13 protein-coding genes are annotated in these 21,764 nt (G+C 44.1%); 12 read left to right on the top strand and 1 reads right to left on the bottom strand.

Features of this window, described 5'->3' with window-relative positions:
- The first annotated feature begins 66 nt into the window (after positions 1-66).
- From BW976_RS08540 to BW976_RS08515, 6 genes are all read left to right on the top strand, one after another.
- Positions 67-4,182 (top strand): FtsW/RodA/SpoVE family cell cycle protein, encoded by a 4,116-nt coding sequence (locus BW976_RS08540; RefSeq protein WP_076372420.1) that lies wholly within the window; start codon positions 67-69, stop codon positions 4,180-4,182.
- Between the two features lie 138 nt (positions 4,183-4,320).
- Complete coding sequence (locus BW976_RS08535; RefSeq protein WP_076372418.1) at positions 4,321-5,115, top strand: FHA domain-containing protein; 795 nt, start codon at positions 4,321-4,323, stop codon at positions 5,113-5,115.
- Positions 5,116-5,454, top strand: coding sequence for a YnfA family protein (locus BW976_RS08530; protein WP_076372416.1), 339 nt, complete (start codon positions 5,116-5,118; stop codon positions 5,452-5,454). It begins immediately after the preceding gene.
- 248 nt (positions 5,455-5,702) lie between these two features.
- The gene (locus tag BW976_RS08525; RefSeq protein WP_076372414.1) at positions 5,703-6,638 is read left to right on the top strand and encodes a ring-cleaving dioxygenase; all 936 of its coding nucleotides are present in this window, start codon (positions 5,703-5,705) and stop codon (positions 6,636-6,638) included.
- A gap of 4 nt (positions 6,639-6,642) precedes the next feature.
- Positions 6,643-7,263, top strand: a complete 621-nt coding sequence (locus BW976_RS08520; protein WP_076372412.1) for an alpha/beta hydrolase — start codon at positions 6,643-6,645, stop codon at positions 7,261-7,263.
- Positions 7,264-7,500: 237 nt separating this feature from the next.
- On the top strand, positions 7,501-8,079 hold the full coding sequence (locus BW976_RS08515) for an RNA polymerase sigma factor (protein WP_084192125.1): 579 nt from the start codon (positions 7,501-7,503) through the stop codon (positions 8,077-8,079).
- Positions 8,080-8,088: 9 nt separating this feature from the next.
- Here the strand turns inward: BW976_RS08515 and BW976_RS08510 are convergent, their stop codons facing one another.
- A complete protein-coding gene (locus BW976_RS08510) occupies positions 8,089-8,601 on the bottom strand; it encodes a DoxX family membrane protein (RefSeq protein WP_076372408.1) in 513 nt (170 codons plus the stop codon).
- A gap of 224 nt (positions 8,602-8,825) precedes the next feature.
- On the opposite strand from BW976_RS08510, the gene BW976_RS08505 reads away from it, so the two are divergent.
- The 6 genes from BW976_RS08505 (at position 8,826) to BW976_RS08480 (ending at position 21,761) form a co-directional block, all read left to right on the top strand.
- Entirely contained in the window at positions 8,826-9,974 is a 1,149-nt protein-coding gene (locus BW976_RS08505) for a FecR family protein (RefSeq protein WP_084192124.1), read from the top strand.
- Positions 9,975-10,227: 253 nt separating this feature from the next.
- Positions 10,228-13,563 (top strand): TonB-dependent receptor, encoded by a 3,336-nt coding sequence (locus tag BW976_RS08500; protein WP_175614077.1) that lies wholly within the window; start codon positions 10,228-10,230, stop codon positions 13,561-13,563.
- Positions 13,564-13,643: 80 nt separating this feature from the next.
- Positions 13,644-15,140, top strand: coding sequence for a RagB/SusD family nutrient uptake outer membrane protein (locus tag BW976_RS08495; RefSeq protein WP_076372404.1), 1,497 nt, complete (start codon positions 13,644-13,646; stop codon positions 15,138-15,140).
- 155 nt (positions 15,141-15,295) lie between these two features.
- The gene (locus tag BW976_RS08490) at positions 15,296-18,085 is read left to right on the top strand and encodes an alpha-L-rhamnosidase (RefSeq protein WP_076372402.1); all 2,790 of its coding nucleotides are present in this window, start codon (positions 15,296-15,298) and stop codon (positions 18,083-18,085) included.
- Positions 18,086-18,314: 229 nt separating this feature from the next.
- The gene (locus BW976_RS08485) at positions 18,315-19,466 is read left to right on the top strand and encodes an acyltransferase family protein (RefSeq protein WP_076372400.1); all 1,152 of its coding nucleotides are present in this window, start codon (positions 18,315-18,317) and stop codon (positions 19,464-19,466) included.
- 15 nt (positions 19,467-19,481) lie between these two features.
- Complete coding sequence (locus tag BW976_RS08480; protein ID WP_076372398.1) at positions 19,482-21,761, top strand: beta-N-acetylhexosaminidase; 2,280 nt, start codon at positions 19,482-19,484, stop codon at positions 21,759-21,761.
- Positions 21,762-21,764: the final 3 nt, after the last annotated feature.

Genomic DNA, 21,764 nt, shown 5'->3' with positions numbered 1-21,764 from the left:
CTAATTCCAAAATATTAGCTCTTGACTCTTGGTTCTTGACTCTTGATTCTAACTTTAATTCTCAAAATGGATAAGTCACCTGGAAGGGGAATGGAGCGGTTGTTTTTATTGCTGACGGGTATTATACTGGTTATGCTTTTTGGCAAGCTTTATTTTGTGCTGCAACAGAAATTTGTTGATGTGGATAAGCGGCTTCAGGATGGCACTATTGTTAATCTCAACACACCTAACACCGCCCGTAATGTGGCCGCCCTGTTACAAAAGGGTTATTATTTTGATGATCCTAAAGATGTTGACTACATCCGCGCCACCATTGCTTCCAAAGTAAATGCAGGTGAAGTGATCGATAACGCAGGCGAGTTGAACAAACGCCGGTATTATGTAAATGCCGATGATGCTTTTATCAATGGTGGCGAATCTTTCAAAAAAAGGGTGCTCGTATCCCGTTCTTTATTGGGTTATACTGGTGATGATTCTGCACGGTTTACGCAGGAGCGTATTCATCCACCACAATTATCAGCACAAACTGATCTGGGTTTGGGTGAATATAGCATATCAGGAACTATTCATCACAAAGAACAACCCATTGGTGGCGTACTGGTAAGGTTAAACATGATACTACCGCAGGACAGTATCTATACCGATGAAGAAACCACGTCAAGGGGGGCAACCACGCAAGCATCACCCGCTTATAAAAAAACTTATGTGATCAATGCAGATAAAAAACGCCAGCTGCAGTCACTAACAGCCTTTGCCCGTACCGATGCTGAAGGCCATTATGCATTTAAAAACTTGCCCACGGGTAAAGCCTTTGAATTGTTGCCGTTGCAGCCCGGTTTTGAATTTGGCCGCTCACAGGGTGTGGTGGAACTGGATAAAGATAAAATACTCAATTTTACTCAAGCTCCGCATACTATAAAACTATTATCTACCCGCGATTTTAATATCCTGAAAAAAGAGGGCGCCTTCATTGTACGTACCCATGAGGAGTTTAATGAATGGTACTGGATCATCGTAGGAAGCTTTCTTGCAGGTTTCGTGATCGTACATCTGTTGCTCAGCAGTCGTTATCCACAGGCCGATCAATTGATTTTGCCGCTGATCATGCTGCTCACCGGTATTTCCATACTCACCTTACTGAGTTTGCAAGATCCTTTGCGCGATCGTTTTTTGGCTAAAGATACCTTAATGTATTTAGGTATCGGCATAGCTGGTATCTGTATCCTGCAATTCTTCAACCTACGCCGTTTTAATGCCGATTCAACGCTATACCGTTTACTATTTTTTAAAGGCGCGCGCAGCGCGGCTAATGGCTGGCCCTGGGCGTTGGTAGCTATGGCTTTATTGTTCGGCACTATTTTATTTGGTACCGGTCCCGAAGGTAGCGGGGTAAAGGTGAACCTGTTGGGGGTGCAGCCCAGCGAGATTGTGAAATACCTGATCATGATATTCCTGGCCGGCTTTTTTGCCGCTAATGAGAAATTTATTAGTCAATATGCCAGTTGGGGTAAGCGCTGGGCGTTTTTTTCCTTCGCTCTTATCGCTACGGTGATTATCTTGCTGCTGTTTTTGGTACTGGGCGATTTAGGCCCTGCGATGGTGATCTGCTTTACGTTCATTATCCTGTTCTCCTTTTCGCGCGGCGATTTTATGTACATGGCCGCTTACGTAATATTATTTGTACTGGCCACCTGGCTTTTTGAAAATGTGTGGATTAGTGCGGCCATCACCTTTGGCGTATGGGGTATTATAGGTTTCTTAAAACCCCGCTTACTGAGCGAATCGTCATTTATGGCTTTGATCGTGATCACTGCGTTTTTAACTATCGATAAAATACCAGGTCTGGACAAGATCATTCCCGGCCCTGTAGAACGATTAACAGAACGCAAAGCCATCTGGCAGGATCCCTGGAACAATGAAGTATATGGCGGCGACCAGGTCGCTAACGGACTTTGGGCCATGGCCAGTGGTGGCTTAAGCGGTACTGGTGTAGGGCAGGGTTTTGCCAAAACTATTCCCGAGGCACATACCGATATGATATTGCCATCTATTGGCGAAGAGTTTGGCTGGGCAGGTATGGCCGCTATATTTATATTATTCCTGGTCTACTTGCATCGGTCTATCATTATAGGTCGGCAAACAGGTACACCGCTGTTGTTTTATCTCAGCGCGGGTATAGGTGTTTGTAGTTTTGTGCAGTTCATTCTTATAGCCGGCGGCTCGATCGGGGCGCTGCCTTTGTCTGGGGTATCTCTGCCGTTTGAAAGTTATGGCGGATCATCACTTGTGATCAATATGGTGGCGGCAGGATTTCTGCTGTCCGTATCTTCCGTAAAAGGCACGCAGGTGCAAATGAGCTTTATCACCAAACAGCAGGATAAAAACCTGGTGCCCGCCCTTACGGCTGCTTTGGCTGCGGTGGTCTTGCTCACCGTAAATGTATCACGCTACAGCGCCGATAATAAACATTGGGTAGTAAAACCGGCATTGGTTGCCGATAAAAGTGGCTTGAGGATGTTCAGCTATAATCCGCGTATTGCCATTTTGATGAATAAACTACAGGCAGGCTCATTGTTGGATCGTAATGGATTGATACTGGCTACCAGCAAACCGGAACTGATAGAAAAGCAAAAAGAAAAACTGGCTGCTACAGGCATCATGCATTATGATCTGGATTCTGCTATGCACAAGCGTTTGGAGCGGTATTATCCCTTTGAAGAAAATATGTTCTTCTGGACGGGTGACGAAAATACGGGCGTATTCAACGGCAGCACCAACGGCTACTTTGCCGAATACGAGCACGCTGCCGAGCTACGCGGATTTAAGATGCCCATCACCAGCTATAATGTAAAGGCGTCCCACTACCAGGAGGATCGCTTTTTACCCCGTGGCATGAAAGAGATGACGGTGAGTAAGCGCGATTACAGTGCATTGGCTCCGCTGTTGCTGGCTGATATTAACGGCCCGGAAATAGCAGCCTTTAAAAACAAGAATCGCGATGTGCAGCTTACGGTAGATGCCGAGCTGCAAACCGGCATACAGCAGGCCATAGCCGCCGATACGTCGTTACAGGATAACCGGGTTTCGGTGGTGGTGATGGAAGCCAATACTGGTGATGTGCTGGCTTCGGCGGTGTATCCATTACCACCGGTGCATAACTGGGATCAATTGACCATGTCGCAGGCTGATCAGAATAAACTGGCTACCTGGATGACCACGACTGATCTGGGTTTTACTTATGCCTCGCAACCAGGATCAACAGCGAAGGTGCTCACGGCTATGTCGGCATTTAATAAGCTGGGTATTGGCGCTGCCGATGTGGTGTACCATGTAAGTACCGAAGAACGCATCCGTACCAAAGGTATTGAACCCGATGAAACAGGGATGATTACCATGGCAAGGGCCATTGCCAAATCAAACAACGTGTATTTTATCAAACTGGCCAATCAGCAACACCTGGAAGAGTATATGGGGAACCTGTACTTAAAAACAGGTATGTTTTTACATGGCGTAGGCGGCTATTACTATAATAAACCGCCAGAAAATGCCGATCAGGAAGAGAAATGGCGCAGCTTGTGGCGTAAAACCGAATTTAATACCAGGCCGCGCTATGACCCTAACAATATCCATAAAACCAGGGCCAAGGGTATATCGGGTATGGCCTGGGGGCAAGGGGAGCTGATCGCAACACCGGCAGCTGTAGCCAGACTAATATCGGGTGTGGCTAATGAGGGAATGCTGCACCCCAACCGTTTTGTACTCAAGATCAATGATACGGCAATAGCTGTAAAGCCCGCCTTTAAACTGGCCGAAAAACCAGAGTATGCCGCTTTGCTGAAACAATATATGATAGCACAAAGTGCACCGAAAGTGCCTATATTGCATATAGCAGTGGCCGGTAAAAGCGGTACGCCCGAGCGGATTGTGAAAAACAAAAGCGTAAATGATGGCTGGTATGTGTTTTTTGCACCAGAGGCTAAAGGCACAGGTAATATGGTGGTTTGTATCCGTATCGAATCTACACGGGGCTCGTCAGATGCGGTGCGGCTAGCGGGTAATCACATCATCCCGCTTTTATTGAAAAAAGGCTATATGAAAAGTCTCGACCCTGAAAAAGCAGTGGTTCGTGAGAAAGTACAACCATCGGAGGAAATAAATTTCCCGGAGGATACCACGCAGTAAAGGGAGCAAAGATTTTTGGATTTTCAGATAAAGGACTTTTGGACTAAGGGACAAGGATTTGGAGAGTAAGGAGCAAGGATATATGAAAACAGTTTCTTAGAATTTAGAGTTTCTCTTTTAGAGGTTAAAATTTAACAAATGGCATTTAAATTATTCAAAAATAAGGGCGAAAAACGCGATTGGGATGTGAAAAGTCTACGCGATGCCCTTTTGCGTTTTATCAAAGAAGCATTGCAAAAAATAGAAGGCGGCGAGGGTGGTCATATCAAGGAACTGTTGCTTTATATAGCGGCCAGTCCTGAAGATAAGCACCTGTATGAGGGGGCTGTTTATGTGCACGATAAAGAAAAGTTCAGGAACGAAGTACAAAAAATAGCCGACGATTATGCACTTGATTTGCCGTCTGATTGGACAATTGAAGTAGATTTTGTTGATGAGCTTCCATTGGAAGCATCCCCGATCCCTGATCTGGATGCTGCTTTCCTGATGCACACCCGTCGGCAGGTAATGCATAATGCTTCATCGGCAGTGGCTTATATCCGGATATTGAACGGAGAGGCTGAGCAGGGAGAATACATGATCAAAGCTACCGACGATAAAATAAACATCGGGCGCGATAAAAAAGCGGTTACGGATAACGGATCATACAGGTTAAACAAACTGGTTTTTCCGGCAGACAGTAAGGATGAGAGCAATAAATTCATTAGCCGCCAGCATGCTCATATTGAGTGGAATAAAGACTCGGAGTGCTTTATGATATTTGCCGATGAAGGCGGTGTGCCTCCACGTAACAAAACCAAGATCCACATTGCCGCAGATGGTAAAATGATCAAGCTGAACTCCACGCAGATCGGCCATCCCATGAATGAAGGCGACCAGGTGATCCTGGGTGAATCGGCGGTATTCTTATTTAGTACAAAGGCAGAGGGATAAATGGCCGTCATCAGATCATTACTTATTTTTATACTGGCCGGGCTGTTTGAAATAGGCGGCGGTTACCTGGTTTGGCAATGGCTAAAAGAAGGCAAACCGCTGTGGTATGGCTTATTGGGTGGTGTAATCCTAGCCCTTTACGGTGTTGTAGCCACCTGGCAAACCGCCAACTTTGGCAGGGTATACGCTACCTACGGTGGTATATTTATCGTATTGGCCTTGCTATGGGCCTGGAAAGTTGATGGTTTCCGCCCGGATAAATATGACATCATTGGCGCTGCTATGGCCTTGATCGGAGCCTGTATTATTATCTTCTACATGCCCAGGAACGCGGTGTAGACTTTTGGAGTAAAGAGCAAAGATTTTGGGAACAAAGACATAACGTTAAAGGGCCTGAATATATATCCAAATTAGTTTGAATACAATTTTTGCTCTTTGTTCCCCTAATCCTTACTCCCAAGAAAAATCCTTGTTCCAACTCCCCCCTTTTATTTCTTATCCTACATCAAGTGTAAACCCTGTTTTACACGGTAACTTTGAATCATCAATTAAAACAATTATTAATTTTTGATCACGAAAGGACAACAATGGAAAATACAATAAACGGCATCCACCACATTACTGCTATTGCAGGTAACGCCAAAAAGAACTATGATTTTTATACCCGTGTTTTAGGTTTAAGGCTGGTTAAAAAAACAGTGAATTTTGATGATCCGCAAACTTATCACCTGTATTATGGCGATAAATTTGGTACACCTGGCACTATCCTTACGTTTTTTCCATGGGAAGGTATTACAGCCGGTAGAAGAGGTGCACGTCAGGCTACCGAAATTGGCTACAGCGTACCCGAAGGGAGTTTGGATTTTTGGTTAAAAAGATTGGAAGCCAATAATGTGCTGTATAACAAACCGGCCGAAAAATTTGGCGAGCAATATCTTACTTTATTGGATCCCGATGGCTTAAAGCTGGAACTGATAGTACCCAAGGGTGCCGATAAAAGACTCCCCTGGGAAACTACAGAGGTTAAAGCAGAAAATGCTACCCGTGGTTTCCACAACATCACTATAACTACCAATAAGATAGATGCTACCGCTAAAATACTAACCGATGTGTTTGGCTATAAATTACTGGAACAGCATGTAAACCGTTTCCGTTTTGTAACTGATGCGGTTGATAACGCGGCCATAGTTGACCTGGTTGAAGTGGCGGGTGAGGTTGCTGGCCATGTAGCCGGAGGTTCGGTACACCACGTAGCGTTCCGGGTTAAAAACGAGGAGATATTGATGCAATACCGCGAAAAGATAGCCGCGCTTGGTTTACATATCACCGATAAGATAGACAGGAATTACTTTTACTCCTTGTATTTCCGCGAACCAGGTGGTGTATTGTTTGAACTGGCTACTGATAACCCGGGTTTTTCTGTTGATGAGCCGGTTGAGCAATTGGGCAGCGGTTTAAAATTGCCTGCACAATATGAGAATATACGCGAGGATCTTGAAAAATCGTTACCTTCATTAATATAACGTCATGTACACACATCGTAAACAGATAGTTACAGCGGGAGTTCCCGCAGATCAGGCTAAAAAAGCTATGATCATGCTGCATGGTCGCGGAGCATCGGCAGTAAGTATCCTTACTTTGAAAGATCACCTGCAGTTGGATGATTATGCCATTTTTGCACCACAGGCTACAGAACATAGCTGGTACCCCTATAGCTTTATGGCACCGGTTAGTAATAACCAGCCTGCTTTGGATTCGGCACTGGAGATGATCGGTAGTTTGGTAGAGGATATAAAACAGCAGGGCATCTTGCAGGAGAACATCTATTTCCTCGGTTTTTCCCAGGGAGCCTGTTTAACGCTTGAGTATGTGACCCGTAATGCCGGCAGGTATGGAGGTGTGATAGCTTTTACCGGGGGATTAATTGGTGAAAAGCTGATGAACGAAAATTACCAGGGCGATTTTAATCAAACACCGATACTCATTACCACCGGCGATCCTGATCCGCATGTGCCCGTGAGCCGCGTAAACGAAACCGTGAGTCTGATAAAAAAGCTCAACGCCAACGTTACCCTGAAAATATATAAGGGTCGGCAGCACACGGTAACTGCCGAAGAACTGGCTTTGGCCAACGGCATTTTATCATAAATATATCTCCAATAAGTAACAAAGGGGCCGCTGAAAAGCGGCCCCTTTTGTTTTGGATAGTTATTTAACTGAATTTTAAATTCATTTTAATTTAACGCAACCAATCCGGATAAAATTTGTTGAAAATGTAACTGATTGTGCTACAGGTGGATTTTGTGGTGGAGTTATTTAAATGTATATTCAGTTAATGTAAACTCAATTTAGCTTATGGTTTAACTTTTAGCCCTTGTTATAAATATGCCTGCCAAAATAGCTTTAAGCGATATACAGCTGATAGATCGTCTGAAACTGGATGACGAAACTGCATTAGCACTTATTTATAAAAGATATTGGGAGCTATTATACACTTCGGCCTATCATGTTTTAAAAGATAGTCATGCCTGTGAGGATATTATCCAGGAACTGTTTATCAAGCTTTGGAATAACCGCCATCAATTGCAGATCATGTTTTCGCTTAGAGCTTATCTGTATGCCTGTATTCGTTACGAGGTTTACCGGCAGATACGCAAGGGGCCAATTCGGGCGGATATTTTTGATGAGGCTTTAAGCTATATCCGTAGTCCCGATGCTTATGACAGCATGGAGTATAAAGAGTTGAGCACCAGGGTAAGCGCTATCGTAAATAACCTTCCCGAAAAATGCAGGGAAGTATACAAGCTAAGTCGTGAAGATTGCTTAAGCCACAAAGAAATAGCATCGCAACTAAATATATCTACCAAAACCGTCGAAAATCACCTCACTAAGGCATTACGGTATCTGCGCACTTCCATGGGAGGCATATTGCCACTGTTATTGTATTTTTTTATTAAAAAATAGGGGTGTGACCTAACAGATCAGGCTTTCCGGGGTTTTAATCAATTCATCTTTCTCCATTAAGCAGGCACCTTGCACCGTTGCACCAATAACTACACCCGCCGATAACAGTACCAGGTTCTTGATGATGTACTGCCCTAGTAAAGTAGGTACAAAAATATTGGCTGTCCAGGTATCATGCGGAAAAAAGAACAGAGGCAGCATAGTTCCAGCCATTTGAAAATAGAGCAGTAATAAAGTAAAGCTGAGCCATCGTTTAAATATCAACCCTAAACCTATGGTGCACTCCCAACAGGCCAATATAGGTAGCGCTACAATGGGTTTTACAAGTCCAAAGGTTAATTTATAAATGGTTTTCCCGGCAATTACCTCGGCCGCGCTTAGCCCGTGGAAAAACTTGATGGCCCCAAACCAGATAAAAACGATGCCTAAAGAAACCCGCAATATGCTAAGGCCGTTTTTTACTTTCCATTTAACCAGAGAACTTTCTGTGGCTATTGCAAAATTAATGAACCTGCGTACCATAAAAGGAAGTTTAGATAGATGTGTACCACAGATACGGGAAAAATACCACCACAGGTTTACGATTTCGAGAAATAACTTACACCATATAGCTATTATTCAGTATAATACACGCATTTCTTCAATTTATTAATATTATTTAACCGCCAATTAACCGGTGAAATTTTTTTACTGATGGAGTAGGGGATGTATCGCTTTTTACACTCTCCCTTAAAAACCAAATCCGCGTGCAGCAACAGGAATTACTACAATTGATTGATAAGTACCTGAACGGACAAGCCTCTGCCGAAGAAGAACAGTTATTGCTGAATCTTTTCGAAAGTTTTCAACCCAATCAAAATCAATGGGATGAATCGATGCTGGGTGTAAAAGAGCAGCTCGAAAACAAAATGCTGAACCGTTTACAACAGGCCGTACGTGAACAGCAAAAAGCAAAAGTTCGACATTTTCTTACATTCCGTAAGGTAGCTGCTGTAGCCATCATATTAATTTTTATTGGGGTTGGAGCATATTACTATGCGCATAAACAAACACTCCAGGCAGAAGATTCCCGGCTAGCTAAACATGATGCCGAGCCCGGGAATAACAAAGCCATACTTACACTCGAAAATGGAACCAAACTGGTGCTCGACTCTGCTAAGATTGGAACCCTGGCCAGAAAAGGATATATCAGTATTCAAAAAACCAGAGACGGGCAACTCCAGTACACCGCGGATAAAGGTGATGGGCAAACAGAAAATGAACCCCTCTCCTGGAATACCATCAGCACTCCGCGGGGAGGCCAATACCAGGTAATTCTTCCCGATGGTACCAAAGTATGGTTAAACGCGGCATCGTCATTAAAATTTCCTACCGCTTTTGCAGGCAATAACCGTAATGTGGAGCTCATGGGTGAGGCTTATTTTGAAGTTGCAAAAAGTACTTCCCGTCCCTTTACCGTTAAGGTTGGTCATATGCAGGTGAAGGTTTTAGGGACTCATTTTAACATAATGGCCTATCAGGACGAACCCGCTATAAAAACAACCCTGCTGGAGGGAGCTGTTCAACTCCATGACGGCAACTCGAATAGCTTGCTTAAGCCCGGGCAGCAGGGTATAGTAAAAGGGGATAACATACAGATAGCAGAAGTTGATGTAGCGCAGACGATTGCCTGGAAAAATGGCTTTTTTGAGTTTAAACGGGCAAGCATCTATGATATCATGAAACAGATAAGTCGCTGGTATGATGTTGAAGTAGTATATGAAGGTAAAATACCCAATGATGAGTTTGTAGGTAAAATTGAACGTAATGTAAAGCTATCGCAGGTGCTGCATATACTGCAGCTTAACCACGTGCATTTTAAGGTAGAGAATAAAAAAATAACAGTAACCCCATAATTAACCAAATTTTAAACAGCAATAAAATAATATGATGATCAACCACCAACCCAGCCAATAACAGTCTCCCCATCTTGATCATTCATAAAAAAACCGGAAGTGCGGCAACACTCCCGGCGTAAAAGATTGGATCAAGTTTACTGAGTTTCATTAACAGACACATTAACCCAAACACGACGAAGTTATGCAATTAAACTTTAGGGGTAAAGTATTTTACGTGCCCCGTACATCAACCTCAAAACTGTTTTTGACCATGAAGTTAACGGTCTTATTAGTTATTATCGGCTGCTTGCAGCTTAGCGCCAAAAGCTTCTCGCAAACCATTACGCTAAGTATCAGCAATACGGCAATTGAAAAGGTATTTAAGGCTATTGAAAAGCAAAGCGGGTACTATTTCTTTTACAAATATCATGATATTAAAGGAGCCAGGCCCGTTACTTTATCCTTAAAGGATGTCTCGTTAGAAGAGGCACTTCAACAGTGCTTTAAAAATGAACCATTAACCTATACCATTGACAATAAAACCATCATTGTCAACAAAAAAGAGGCGGTTATTATGGTTAGTCCGGCGCAAGCGCCCATAACCATAACTGGCCAGGTAAAGGATTCCCAAAATCAGCCGTTGCCGGGCGTTAATGTGAAAATAAAAGGAACAAACATAGGGGCAATCACAGGTATCGATGGCAAATTTAGTTTACAGGCTGATGATAACGCGGTATTGGAATTTACTTTTGTAGGTTTCAGAACTAAGGAAGAACCCGTAAATAAACGAACCTCTATCGATGTGATATTAGAAGAGGATAAAACGCAGTTAAACGAAGTGGTGGTGGTAGGCTATGGTAATCAGGAAAGAAAAGATGTAACCGGCGCTGTAGGGACAGTTAAAATGTCTAACATTAAAGAGATTAAAGCAGCCAGTGTTGATCTGAAACTGGCAGGGCAACTGGCTGGTGTAACCGTGAACCAGGTAACAGGTACTCCGGGTGGTGGCGTTTCTATCAATATTCGCGGAGCTGGCTCTGTTGGTGCTGGCGACGATCCGCTATATGTGATCGATGGTTTTCCCATCTCTCCGGGCTTTGACCAGTATTCTAATCCGCTGAGCACCATCAATCCCGATGATATCGAAAATATTAGTGTGTTAAAAGATGCTGCGTCTACAGCTATATATGGTTCTCGCGGGGCAAATGGCGTTATACTGATCACCACGAAGAGGGCTAAAAAAGGCGAATCGTCAGTTACCGTAAATACATCTACAGGTATACAGACCATATTGCCAAAAACCAAACTCAAAATGATGACCGCCTCTCAGTTTGCGCAATGGCGTACGGAGGCTATACAGGACGCCAATAAGATTAATGGCACCAATGATCCCATACCAGATGCTTATAAAAATCCGGCATCACTGGGCAAAGGTACCGATTGGTTTGATGCGGTTACCCGGGTGGCCCCAATGCAAAATTATGATGTGACTATTGCCAATGGAACAGATAAGGTTAGATCGCTATTTTCATTAGGTTATTTTGACCAGGAAGGTACGGTGCTGAATACCGGTTTTAAAAGATATTCTCTAAAAGGGAATATGGATGCTGAAGTGGCCAAAAATGTAACAGTTGGCCTAAGCATTGCTCCTACCTACAGCCTTCGGAATTTACAGGAAACAGATGGTCACTTTCTTTCTGGGGTATTGAGTCAGGCTTATCTGGAAAGTCCGCTGGTACCTGTAAAGCAGCCCGATGGTTCGTATACCAATGTAGTGGGTTCGCCCGGTACATTTCAAAATGCCAACCCGGTAAGCGAACTGGTAAATACCACTAATAAACGAAACGAATTTCGTGTACTAGCCAATACCTATGCAGAGTGGCAGATCATTCCGGGTTTAACCGCCAGATCAACCTTTGGGGTTGATTACCAAACCAAATCACAGGATTATTTCAGACCATCGTTCCTGGGAGGATTCAATAATCATAATATTGATGGTACACAGGCTAAGGCAATTGGCTCAGTTACCTCTGTAAATTCTCTTAACTGGCTTAATGAAAATTCCGTTAACTATAAAAAAACATGGGGTAATCATACTTTAACCGTATTTGGCGATTATTCCATTCAACAGGAAACGGATCAGAACCGTTTTACCTTCGGAACTGGTTACCCGGATGATGTTGTCAAGTCAATTGGGGCTGCAACCATTATAACAGCACCAAAGGATGCTAATAATGATCAGGACTGGCGGTTATTATCACTCATCGCCCGCGTAAATTATGCTTATAAAGATAAATACTTGTTAAGCGGATCTATCCGGCGTGATGGTTCTTCCAGGTTTGCCCCGGGACACCGATGGGGTACATTCCCTTCGGTATCTGGTGGATGGCGTATCTCTGACGAATCCTTCTTTCCAAAAATACCGGCTATTGAACAGGTGAAATTCACGGCCAGTTATGGTCTTGCCGGTAATAATAATGTAGGTAACTATGATTACATCGGATCAATTGATCAAACCAATTACACCTTTGGCGGTGGCCTTGCACCAGGCCAATCCATAACTACATTGGGCAATGCAGACCTGGGCTGGGAAACTACCAGACAATTGGATATAGGCATGGATCTTTCGCTGCTGAAAGGCCGTATCTATTTAATTGCCGAGTATTATAACCGCTATACCCAGCGAATGCTGCAATATATTCCGGTACCTATAGTATCGGGCTATGGCTACGCTTTATCAAACGTGGGCAACGTACGTAACCGGGGTTGGGAGTTTACTTTAACCACCAAAAATATTGTGGGCAGCGGGTTTAATTGGAGTACAGATATGAATATATCTTTTAACCGTAATAAGGTATTGAGTTTGGGTCCAACACAACAAATATATGATGCCCCTGCCAATGATAACCCAACCAATATAACTAAGGTAGGGTTACCACTTGGGCAGTTTTACGGTTATATATTCCAGGGAATATTTCAGAACCAGGCCGAATTGGACAAATACCCGCATTTTGATGGCGAACAGGTGGGCAATATCCGGTACAAGGATGTAAATGGTGATGGGGTGATTGATGGTAAGGATCAAACCACTATAGGCAATCCCTGGCCAAAATTCACCTTTGGCTTTAACAACCACCTGTCATACAAAAGGTTCGATATGAATATCATTTCGGCTGGTTCTGTAGGCGGTCATGTGTTTGACGTATACAAACAATTTACTACCAATCTGGATGGGGTATTTAATGTGGAGCAATCTGTTATACAGCGTTGGCGCTCTGCCAGTCAGCCAGGTGCTGGGCTTTTACCAACAACGGTATCCAATACTAATCTGGCCCGCGATTATTATCCCTCTTACTGGGTGGAAAGCAACTCTTACCTCATGGTGAAGAATATTGACTTTGGATACAACTTTAAAACCAAGTTTAGTAAAAATTTCAGGGTTTATTTCAGCGCTCAAAATACTATCCTGATTACCGGCTACAGAGGTGGTAATCCCGAGGTGGGTATCGATGGCCAGGAAGGGAACAGATCGCTTTCACCGAATGTGAATTTTACCGGTTACCCGGTTTCGGCTGTATATACAGTGGGCTGTAATGTAACCTTTTAGAGGATTATTGGAACAAAGAGCAAAGATTTCTAAACCAATAAACTAATGAACCAATAAACTAATGAACTAACACTGAAGTCATGAAGAAAAATATATATCTTTTTTTGATCCTTACCGCTGCCGGGATAGCCGGTTGCAAAAAGGATTATTTGGACCGTCAGCCTACTTCGACCCAAAACGCCGAAAGTTTTTATAAAACACCCGCCCAGTTTACCCAGGCTGTCAATGGAGCTTATGCCCCGTTACAGGGACTATATAATGGTACTTTTTGGGCCATGGGCGAAATGCGGTCAGACAATACCTCCTATGAATTTGACCCGGACGATCGCTCTGGTACCAATAAGGAGGAGATAGACGAGTTCAGGGAACTGAATAATAATGATATGGTAGGTGCTTTTTTTGAGTCCAGCTATACCGGTATAGGTCGTTGTAATGTGATCTTGGCCCGGTTACCCGCAGCTAAATTGCCTGCTGCGATATCCGATACTATAGGTGGCCAGGCCAGTTTTTTACGCGCCTTTAATTATTTTAACGTAGTGCGTATATTTGGCGATGTACCACTGGTGTTAACAGAAACCCAATCGGTAGGAGATGCCTATAAAGTAGCTACCAAAGCGCACGCTGCCGATGTGTACACACAAATCATAGCCGATGCTACTGACGCAATAGCCAAGTTGCCGCTTAGTTATTCGGGTTTAGGCAATAAGGGGCGGGTTACCAAAGGCACAGCCGAAACCCTGTTGGCTGAAGTATACATGACCCAGAAAAAATTTGATCTGGCTGTGCCGCTGCTACGTGCTATTATCGCTTCGAATGTTTACAGTTTAAACGCTAATTACGCCGATAATTTTGACCTCACCAAAGAGAACGGCCCCGAATCGATATTTGAGATCCAGTATATTGAGGGGCCTAATGGTTTAGGCAGCGATTTTATTGACACGTTTGCACCCTGGGATGTATATGATACGTCGGTAACTGGGCATACATTGGATAATGGTGCCCAAAACGGCTGGAACATACCAACTCAGGACTTACTGGATGCCTATGAGCCCGATGATAAAAGAAGAGCCGCTTCGGTTGATGAAACCTTTACATCAGACCAATATGGTATCATCATGCCTTACATTAAAAAATACCAGAGTGTAGGTGCGGTTAAAGGTATCACCGGTAATAATTTCCCGGTATACCGTTACTCCGATGTTTACCTGATGCTGGCCGAATGTTTAAATGAGCAAGGCTTTGCAGGCGGCGGTGATGCGTTTAGATATTTAAACCTGGTAAGGGAACGTGCCGGCTTACCTGATAAAAGCGCCGGTAATACCGATGCTACGCTGAACGTGGCTAACCAGGAAGATTTTCGTACGGCTGTGGCGCATGAAAGGCAAATTGAACTATGCTTCGAAAACCACCGCTGGTTTGATCTCCTGCGTACCGGGAAAGCCGTAGCGGTAATGACGGCCCATGGCGCCAGGGAAAAAGCGATTAAAAAACCATACTGGAATGTAAACTCAGCTGCTTATACCAATATCCGTTTGCTTTTCCAGTATCCGTTAAACGAAGGACAATTGGAACATTAACAGGTATTTATGACCCTGAAAAACCTTTATGGGGTCATAATACGTTTATATGTAGTGTAAACAGTATTTGTAACAATGCCATCATATTTACTTTTGAGGCTAAAAAATATGTTATATATACAAACAAAAACCGTTCTTAAGCTATATTTAGTAGCATGAATTACATAGCCGAAACAGGCGCGCTCAAAAAGGCGGGCCTGAGTATCGTAATATTACTTTTTATTTGTTGCCGGGGTTTTGCACAGGCCCAAAATGTGCCTGTTAACTTTAGGGTTGATAATTTAATATGTGAATATAAAATTAACCCGATAGCTGTTGACGCGGCCAACCCGCGCATGAGCTGGAAACTAATAACCCAGGATCGTAACATACAGCAAACTTATTACGAAATACGGGTAGGTACCAATGCGGTATCGCTAACCAAAGGCAAGGATCTGATCTGGACATCGGGCAAGGTTCCCTCGGATGAGTCGGCACATGTGTATTACGGTGGTCCGATGCTTACTTCCCGCGAAAAATGTTACTGGCAGGTACGCGTTTGGAATAATAAAAACCAGGTAACGCCCTGGAGCATGGTGAACTTCTGGAAAATGGGTTTGCTGAAACAGGAAGACTGGTCGGCCAAATGGATCCAGGATAATTACCAGTCTGATACCACTGGCGGCCCGAGTCCTATGTTCCGCAAAACGTTTAAACTCGATCGTAAAATACGCGCCGCCCATTTATATATCACTGCTCATGGCGTATTTGAAGCACAGATAAACGGTAAAAGGGTAGGAAACGATTACTTCGCACCCGGTTGGACAAGCTATAACAAACGCCTGCAATACCAGGTGTATGATGTTACTTCCCTGCTCCGGAAAGGCGAAAACGCTACCGGCGTAACTATTGGCGACGGCTGGTACCGGGGCTATACGTACAATCGCAAAAAGAATGTCTACGGCAAAAAACTTGCCCTGTTATATCAACTCGAGATAGTTTATACCAACGGCAAACGTGAGCTGATCACATCAGACAAAAGCTGGAAGGTAGCTTATGGGCCCATCCGCTCATCGTCGTTTTTTGATGGTGAGGTGTACGATGCCCGTAAAGAAAAGAGCGGATGGACAGAGCCTTTATACAAAGATGCTACCTGGGATACGGTAAAAACAGACGAAAGCATCAAAAGCAACCTGATTACTACCATTGGTCCAACAGTAAAAAAACACGAAAAGTTTTTACCGCTTAAAGTGTTCACCACTCCTGCCGGAGAAAAGGTGATCGACTTTGGGCAAAATCTGGTGGGCTGGGTACAGTTTAAGTTAAAAGCCAAAACAGGCGATACCATCCGGCTATTCCACGCCGAAGTGCTTGATCAGAAAGGTAATTTCTATACCAAAAACCTGCGTACTGCCAAACAGGAGATCACCTATGTGTTTAAAAGTGACAGTGTAGAAAGCTATGAACCACATTTTACTTTCCAGGGCTTTCGGTATTTAAAGGTGGTGGGCTATAGCGGGCCGCTTGATTCTACCAACATTGCCGCCTATGCTTTGTATTCAGATATGGCACAAACGGGTAAGTTCTCTACCTCAAATCCATTGGTTAATCAACTCCAGCATAATATACAATGGGGGCAAAAGGGTAATTTTATCGACGTGCCTACCGATTGCCCGCAGCGGGATGAACGCATGGGCTGGACGGGCGATGCTCAGGCTTTTGTCCGTACCGCCACTTTTAACATGGATGTAGCTGGCTTTTTTACCAAATGGCTAAAAGACCTTTCCGCCGATCAGCATAGGGATGGGGCCGTACCCTATGTGATCCCTAATGTATTGGATAGTGTTTCTTCCGCCGCCTCGGGTTGGAGCGATGTAGCCACCATTGCCCCATGGACTATTTACCTGGCTTATGGCGATAAGCAGGTATTGCAGCAGCAATATGAAAGTATGAAAGCCTGGGTGGGCTATATTCAATTGCATAGCCGAAATTACCTTTGGGATACCGGTAACCACTTTGGCGACTGGCTGTTTTATGCCGGAACCAATTATGAGGACGGCGCAGCACTGACCGATAAAAACCTGATAGCCCAGGCATTCTATGCCTATTCTACCCAATTACTCATCAACGCGGCCAGAATATTGAAAAGGGGCGATGATGTGCAGAAATATACCCAACTACTGTATAATGTCAAAAAAGCCTTCCAGAGCGAGTACGTAACCCCTAATGGCCGCATGATATCGGGTACGCAAACCTCCTATGTGTTGGCGCTTAATTTCGATCTGCTGCCCGAAAATTTACGCGAGTCGGCAGCAAAAAGACTGGTAAATAATATCCAGGACTATGACGAGCATATCACCACCGGCTTTTTAGGAACACCCTACATTTGCCATGTGCTGAGCCGTTTTGGCCATACCGATATTGCCTATGATCTGCTGATGAAAGAATCGTACCCATCATGGCTGTACCCGGTAAAACACGGCGCTACCACTATTTGGGAGCGCTGGGATGGCATCAAACCTGATGGTAGTTTTGAAGATCCTGGGATGAACTCCTTTAACCATTATGCTTATGGTGCCATTGGCGATTGGATGTACCGCGTAATAACCGGTATCAATACCGACGAAAACTCACCGGGCTTTCATCGGATCATCATTTCTCCGCACCCCGGTGGTAAATTGACCAGTGCACAGGCCGAGCTGGAAACATTGTATGGTAGAGTAAAATCGGCATGGAGCATTGATAATGGTATATTTACGTTGGATGTTATTGTGCCACCCAATGCCACAGCCGAGATTGTGCTGCCATCGGTAACCGACCAAATTACCGAAAATGGCCTCGATATCAATACCGAAAAGGAAATTACCGGGATACAAAAAATAGGGAACGATGAACATTTGAATGTGGGCTCAGGCACCTACCATTTTGTGTATACGTTAAAAACTTTTGGCAAGCACGTAAACTAAGAAGCTTATCTAAATTTAATTTAGATCGTATTATGAACCATATAAATCATTGCCGTCGACTTTAGTCGACGGCAATGATTGAGAACAAGCGGCTTTAGCCAAAAGTCGTTTGAATAATTGGGCTGAAGCCCGGAATGGTGCTTTCTTTTACCGTTGACTAAAGTCAACGGCAATGAATAGTTATCGTTTTTAAACAGATTTTAAGGATTGATCAACAGAGAATAAAAGTATGGCAAACACCATCGTTGGCGATAAAGCCACTAGTATTAACCGTCCGCGCTTACTATCGCTCGATTTTTTTCGGGGATTTACCGTAGCGGCTATGATACTGGTGAACGATCCCGGCGATTGGGGCCATATTTACTGGCCGCTGGAACACTCCAAATGGAACGGTTGTACACCAACCGATCTGGTTTTCCCTTTCTTTTTATTTATGGTGGGCGTATCTATAGTTTATGCCATGCAGGCCAAAAAAACAGATGTGGCAGGTCATCCGAAGCTGATGTTATCCATCCTGCGCCGTACCATTATAATTGTGCTGCTGGGGATATGTTTACCGCTCATCGGCGATTTTCAATTTACTCATTTACGTTTCCCTGGTGTGCTGCAGCGCATCGGTATTGTTTTTGGCATTACCGCGGTATTGTATATTAAAACCAATACCCTCACACAGATAACTATTGCCGCAGTTTGCTTAATCGGGTATTATCTGCTCATGACTTTGGTTCCCGTACCCGGTTTCGGTCATGCCAATCTTAACCCCGAAACTAACCTGGGTGCCTGGGTGGATAGGCTGATATTTACCCCAAACCACCTTTGGGGCGCATCCAAAACCTGGGACCCGGAAGGTTTACTGGGCACTATTCCCGCTATCGGTACCTGCCTCATCGGTGTACTTACCGGTACCTGGCTCAAAAGTGATCGACTGAAAACCGGCAGCCAGATAATCCGGTTAACGAATGCAGGAGCGTTGCTGGCTGTGGCCGGATTGATCTGGAACACGTTTTTCCCCATCAACAAATCTTTATGGACAAGCTCCTTTGTCTTGTTCACCGCAGGCCTGGCTATCATTATCCTGGCAGTTTCTTATTGGCTGATCGATGTGAAGGGTTATAGGAAACTGTTGCCACCATTCCTGGCTTTTGGTCGTAATGCTATAGCGGCTTATGTGCTGGCCGATGTTATTCCCGCTATCCTTTCCATTATCCCGGTTACGGACAATGGGCACCAAACCAATATCTGGTCGTATATGTACTTTCATCTGCTTACGCCAAATTTTTCGCCAGAGAATGCCTCGCTTATTTCGGCTATCTTTACCGTGATCATCATTTTTATACCGGTTTGGATCCTGTACCGCAGGAACATCACGGTTAAAATTTAAACCTATATTTCTTTTATGATTCGTTTCAGCAAAATATATCTGCTTTTAATAATAGCCTGTTTGGGCCTAAACGTAAAAATCTCGACTGCTCAAATACACGTCATTCCACAGCCGCTGCATTTAACAACACAAAAAGGCAACTTTGTGTTGAACAGTAAAGCTGTTATTGGGGTTGATAAAGAAAGCGCCGTGATAGGTAAATATTTACAAGGCTACCTGGCACAATATTATAAATTGCAGTTAACGCTGAAAGTTTATACCCAGATACCTTCATCAACAGCTATAAGATTGATCAGCAGTAACCTCAAAGGAGCCGATGGTGCATATGCACTGAGTGTTACCGCAGGTAAAATAACCATATCCGGTAAGGGCGGCGGGATTTTTTATGGTGTGCAATCGCTTATCCAATTGTTGCCTTCGGTTGCCGCTAAACCGCTATTGATTCCCGTTTGTGCTATTAGTGACGAACCTCGTTTTCAGTGGCGTGGCTTGAGCATTGATGTATGCCGCCATTTTTTTACGGTGGACGAAGTGAAAAAATATATTGATGTGATGGCGCATTATAAACTGAATGTATTGCACTGGCATTTAACTGATGATGAGGGCTGGCGTATCCAGATAGATAAATATCCAAAGCTGACCGAAGTAGGCTCCAGAATAGCCTATTATGCCAAAGAAGGGAAGTTTCGCAAACTGGATAACCTGGTTGACGGCGGTAACGATGGTTTTTATACCAAAGCCGAGATCCGCGATGTAATCAAATACGCGCAGGACAGGTTTGTGACCATATTACCCGAAATTGAAATGCCGGGTCATAGCGAAGCCGCCATATTTGCCTATCCCGAATTGGGCTGCAAGGATTCTACAGGGGCCAAACACCGGGTACGCATGCTGGACCCCAGCGAGTATACCTTTAAGTTTATGGAAGATGTACTGACCGAAGTGATTGCCCTGTTTCCGAATCAATACGTACACATAGGCGGCGATGAAGCCGAAATGGCCGACTGGCTCAAGAGCCCTACAGCGGTTGCACTGATGAGAAAAGAAGGCTTGAAGAACGAAAAGGAGATTCAAAGCTATTTTATTAAACGCATCGAGAAATTCCTGATCTCCAAAAACAAAAAGCTGGTAGGTTGGGACGAGATATTACAAGGCGGCTTAGCAGAATCGGCAACAGTGATGAGCTGGCAGGGCGAAGCCGGGGGGATTGAAGCAGCCCGCATGCACCACCACGTAGTGATGACGCCGTTGCCCTATATGTATTTCGACGCGCCGCAAGCTAACGAACAATTGGAACCCATAGGCTGGAACCCGCCGGTTACCTGGCAAATGGTATATAACTATGAACCACAATCGAGCCAGTTGACACCTGCCGAAGCTGCCTATATTTTAGGTGCACAGGGTAATATCTGGACTGAAAAGATACCCAACGCCGCCCATCTCCAATATATGGTTTTCCCGCGTGCGCTGGCCGTGGCCGAACTGGCCTGGAGCAGCAAAGAAGATAAGAACATCGATCGTTTTGAATACAAAATGAAACAGCAGTACCCTTATTTTAAACTCTGGAACCTCAATGCGCGCCTGCCAGATATTGTGGATATCGATCATATTACTACCAATGCCGACCGATTTAAACAAACGCTGCAATACCCTTTATCAGGAGCACAGATAAGATACTCGCTCAACGGTAAAATGCCCGATAGTACAGCTAAAGCAGTGGCATTCCCTTTGAATATCGACGTTACATTGAAGGATAGCCTGCAGCTGAAAACCTATACCACATGGAATCTGAACACGCAGCATATATTACAAAGTGCTACTATAAAACATATAAAAATTAAACCCAGGGAGGTTGGTATAGCCGAGTTGAAACCAGGGTTGGGTTATAAAATTTTCAAGGCTAAAGAAAATAATTATGCCAAGCTGGAAGCTGTTACGCCTGTTTCGGTAACCGTAATAACAACAGCCGTTCCTATGATATTACCGGTAAGTACTGACGATGTGACCCTGGTTAAATTTAGTGGTCTGATTAAAATTGACACCGAAGGTGATTATGAGCTAACATCGGGTTTTGAGGTTAGCCCCACCTTATATCTGGATAATGAATTGCTCATCGCAGGTGAAAAGAATACTTATGTAGAGCCGCAAAAAGCATTACTGCATCTTAAAAAAGGCTTTTACGAGTTTAGCGGATATTACACAGCCAATGAGGCCAACAGCAAGCAAACATTATTTGCACTAAAGGATACCAATGGTAAACTGCTTGATCCGCCGGTGTACCTGTTTCATTTATAGATC

Origin of the sequence: Mucilaginibacter lappiensis (assembly GCF_900155965.1) — a bacterium.
Classification (GTDB): Bacteria; Bacteroidota; Bacteroidia; order Sphingobacteriales; family Sphingobacteriaceae; genus Mucilaginibacter; species Mucilaginibacter lappiensis.
The sequence above is the reverse complement of the archived record's forward strand: the minus strand, read 5'-3'. Positions and strand labels throughout refer to the sequence as shown.

Bases quoted from the DNA above. Each gene is read 5' to 3' on its own strand.
- BW976_RS08500 (WP_175614077.1), top strand. From the start codon at position 10,228: ATGAAGTTAACGGTCTTATTAGTTATTATCGGCTGCTTGCAGCTTAGC.
- BW976_RS08495 (WP_076372404.1), top strand. From the start codon at position 13,644: ATGAAGAAAAATATATATCTTTTTTTGATCCTTACCGCTGCCGGGATA.
- BW976_RS08535 (WP_076372418.1), top strand. From the start codon at position 4,321: ATGGCATTTAAATTATTCAAAAATAAGGGCGAAAAACGCGATTGGGAT.
- BW976_RS08485 (WP_076372400.1), top strand. From the start codon at position 18,315: ATGGCAAACACCATCGTTGGCGATAAAGCCACTAGTATTAACCGTCCG.
- BW976_RS08530 (WP_076372416.1), top strand. From the start codon at position 5,116: ATGGCCGTCATCAGATCATTACTTATTTTTATACTGGCCGGGCTGTTT.
- BW976_RS08520 (WP_076372412.1), top strand. From the start codon at position 6,643: ATGTACACACATCGTAAACAGATAGTTACAGCGGGAGTTCCCGCAGAT.
- BW976_RS08540 (WP_076372420.1), top strand. From the start codon at position 67: ATGGATAAGTCACCTGGAAGGGGAATGGAGCGGTTGTTTTTATTGCTG.
- BW976_RS08480 (WP_076372398.1), top strand. From the start codon at position 19,482: ATGATTCGTTTCAGCAAAATATATCTGCTTTTAATAATAGCCTGTTTG.
- BW976_RS08510 (WP_076372408.1), bottom strand. From the start codon at position 8,601: ATGGTACGCAGGTTCATTAATTTTGCAATAGCCACAGAAAGTTCTCTG.
- BW976_RS08490 (WP_076372402.1), top strand. From the start codon at position 15,296: ATGAATTACATAGCCGAAACAGGCGCGCTCAAAAAGGCGGGCCTGAGT.
- BW976_RS08525 (WP_076372414.1), top strand. From the start codon at position 5,703: ATGGAAAATACAATAAACGGCATCCACCACATTACTGCTATTGCAGGT.
- BW976_RS08515 (WP_084192125.1), top strand. From the start codon at position 7,501: ATGCCTGCCAAAATAGCTTTAAGCGATATACAGCTGATAGATCGTCTG.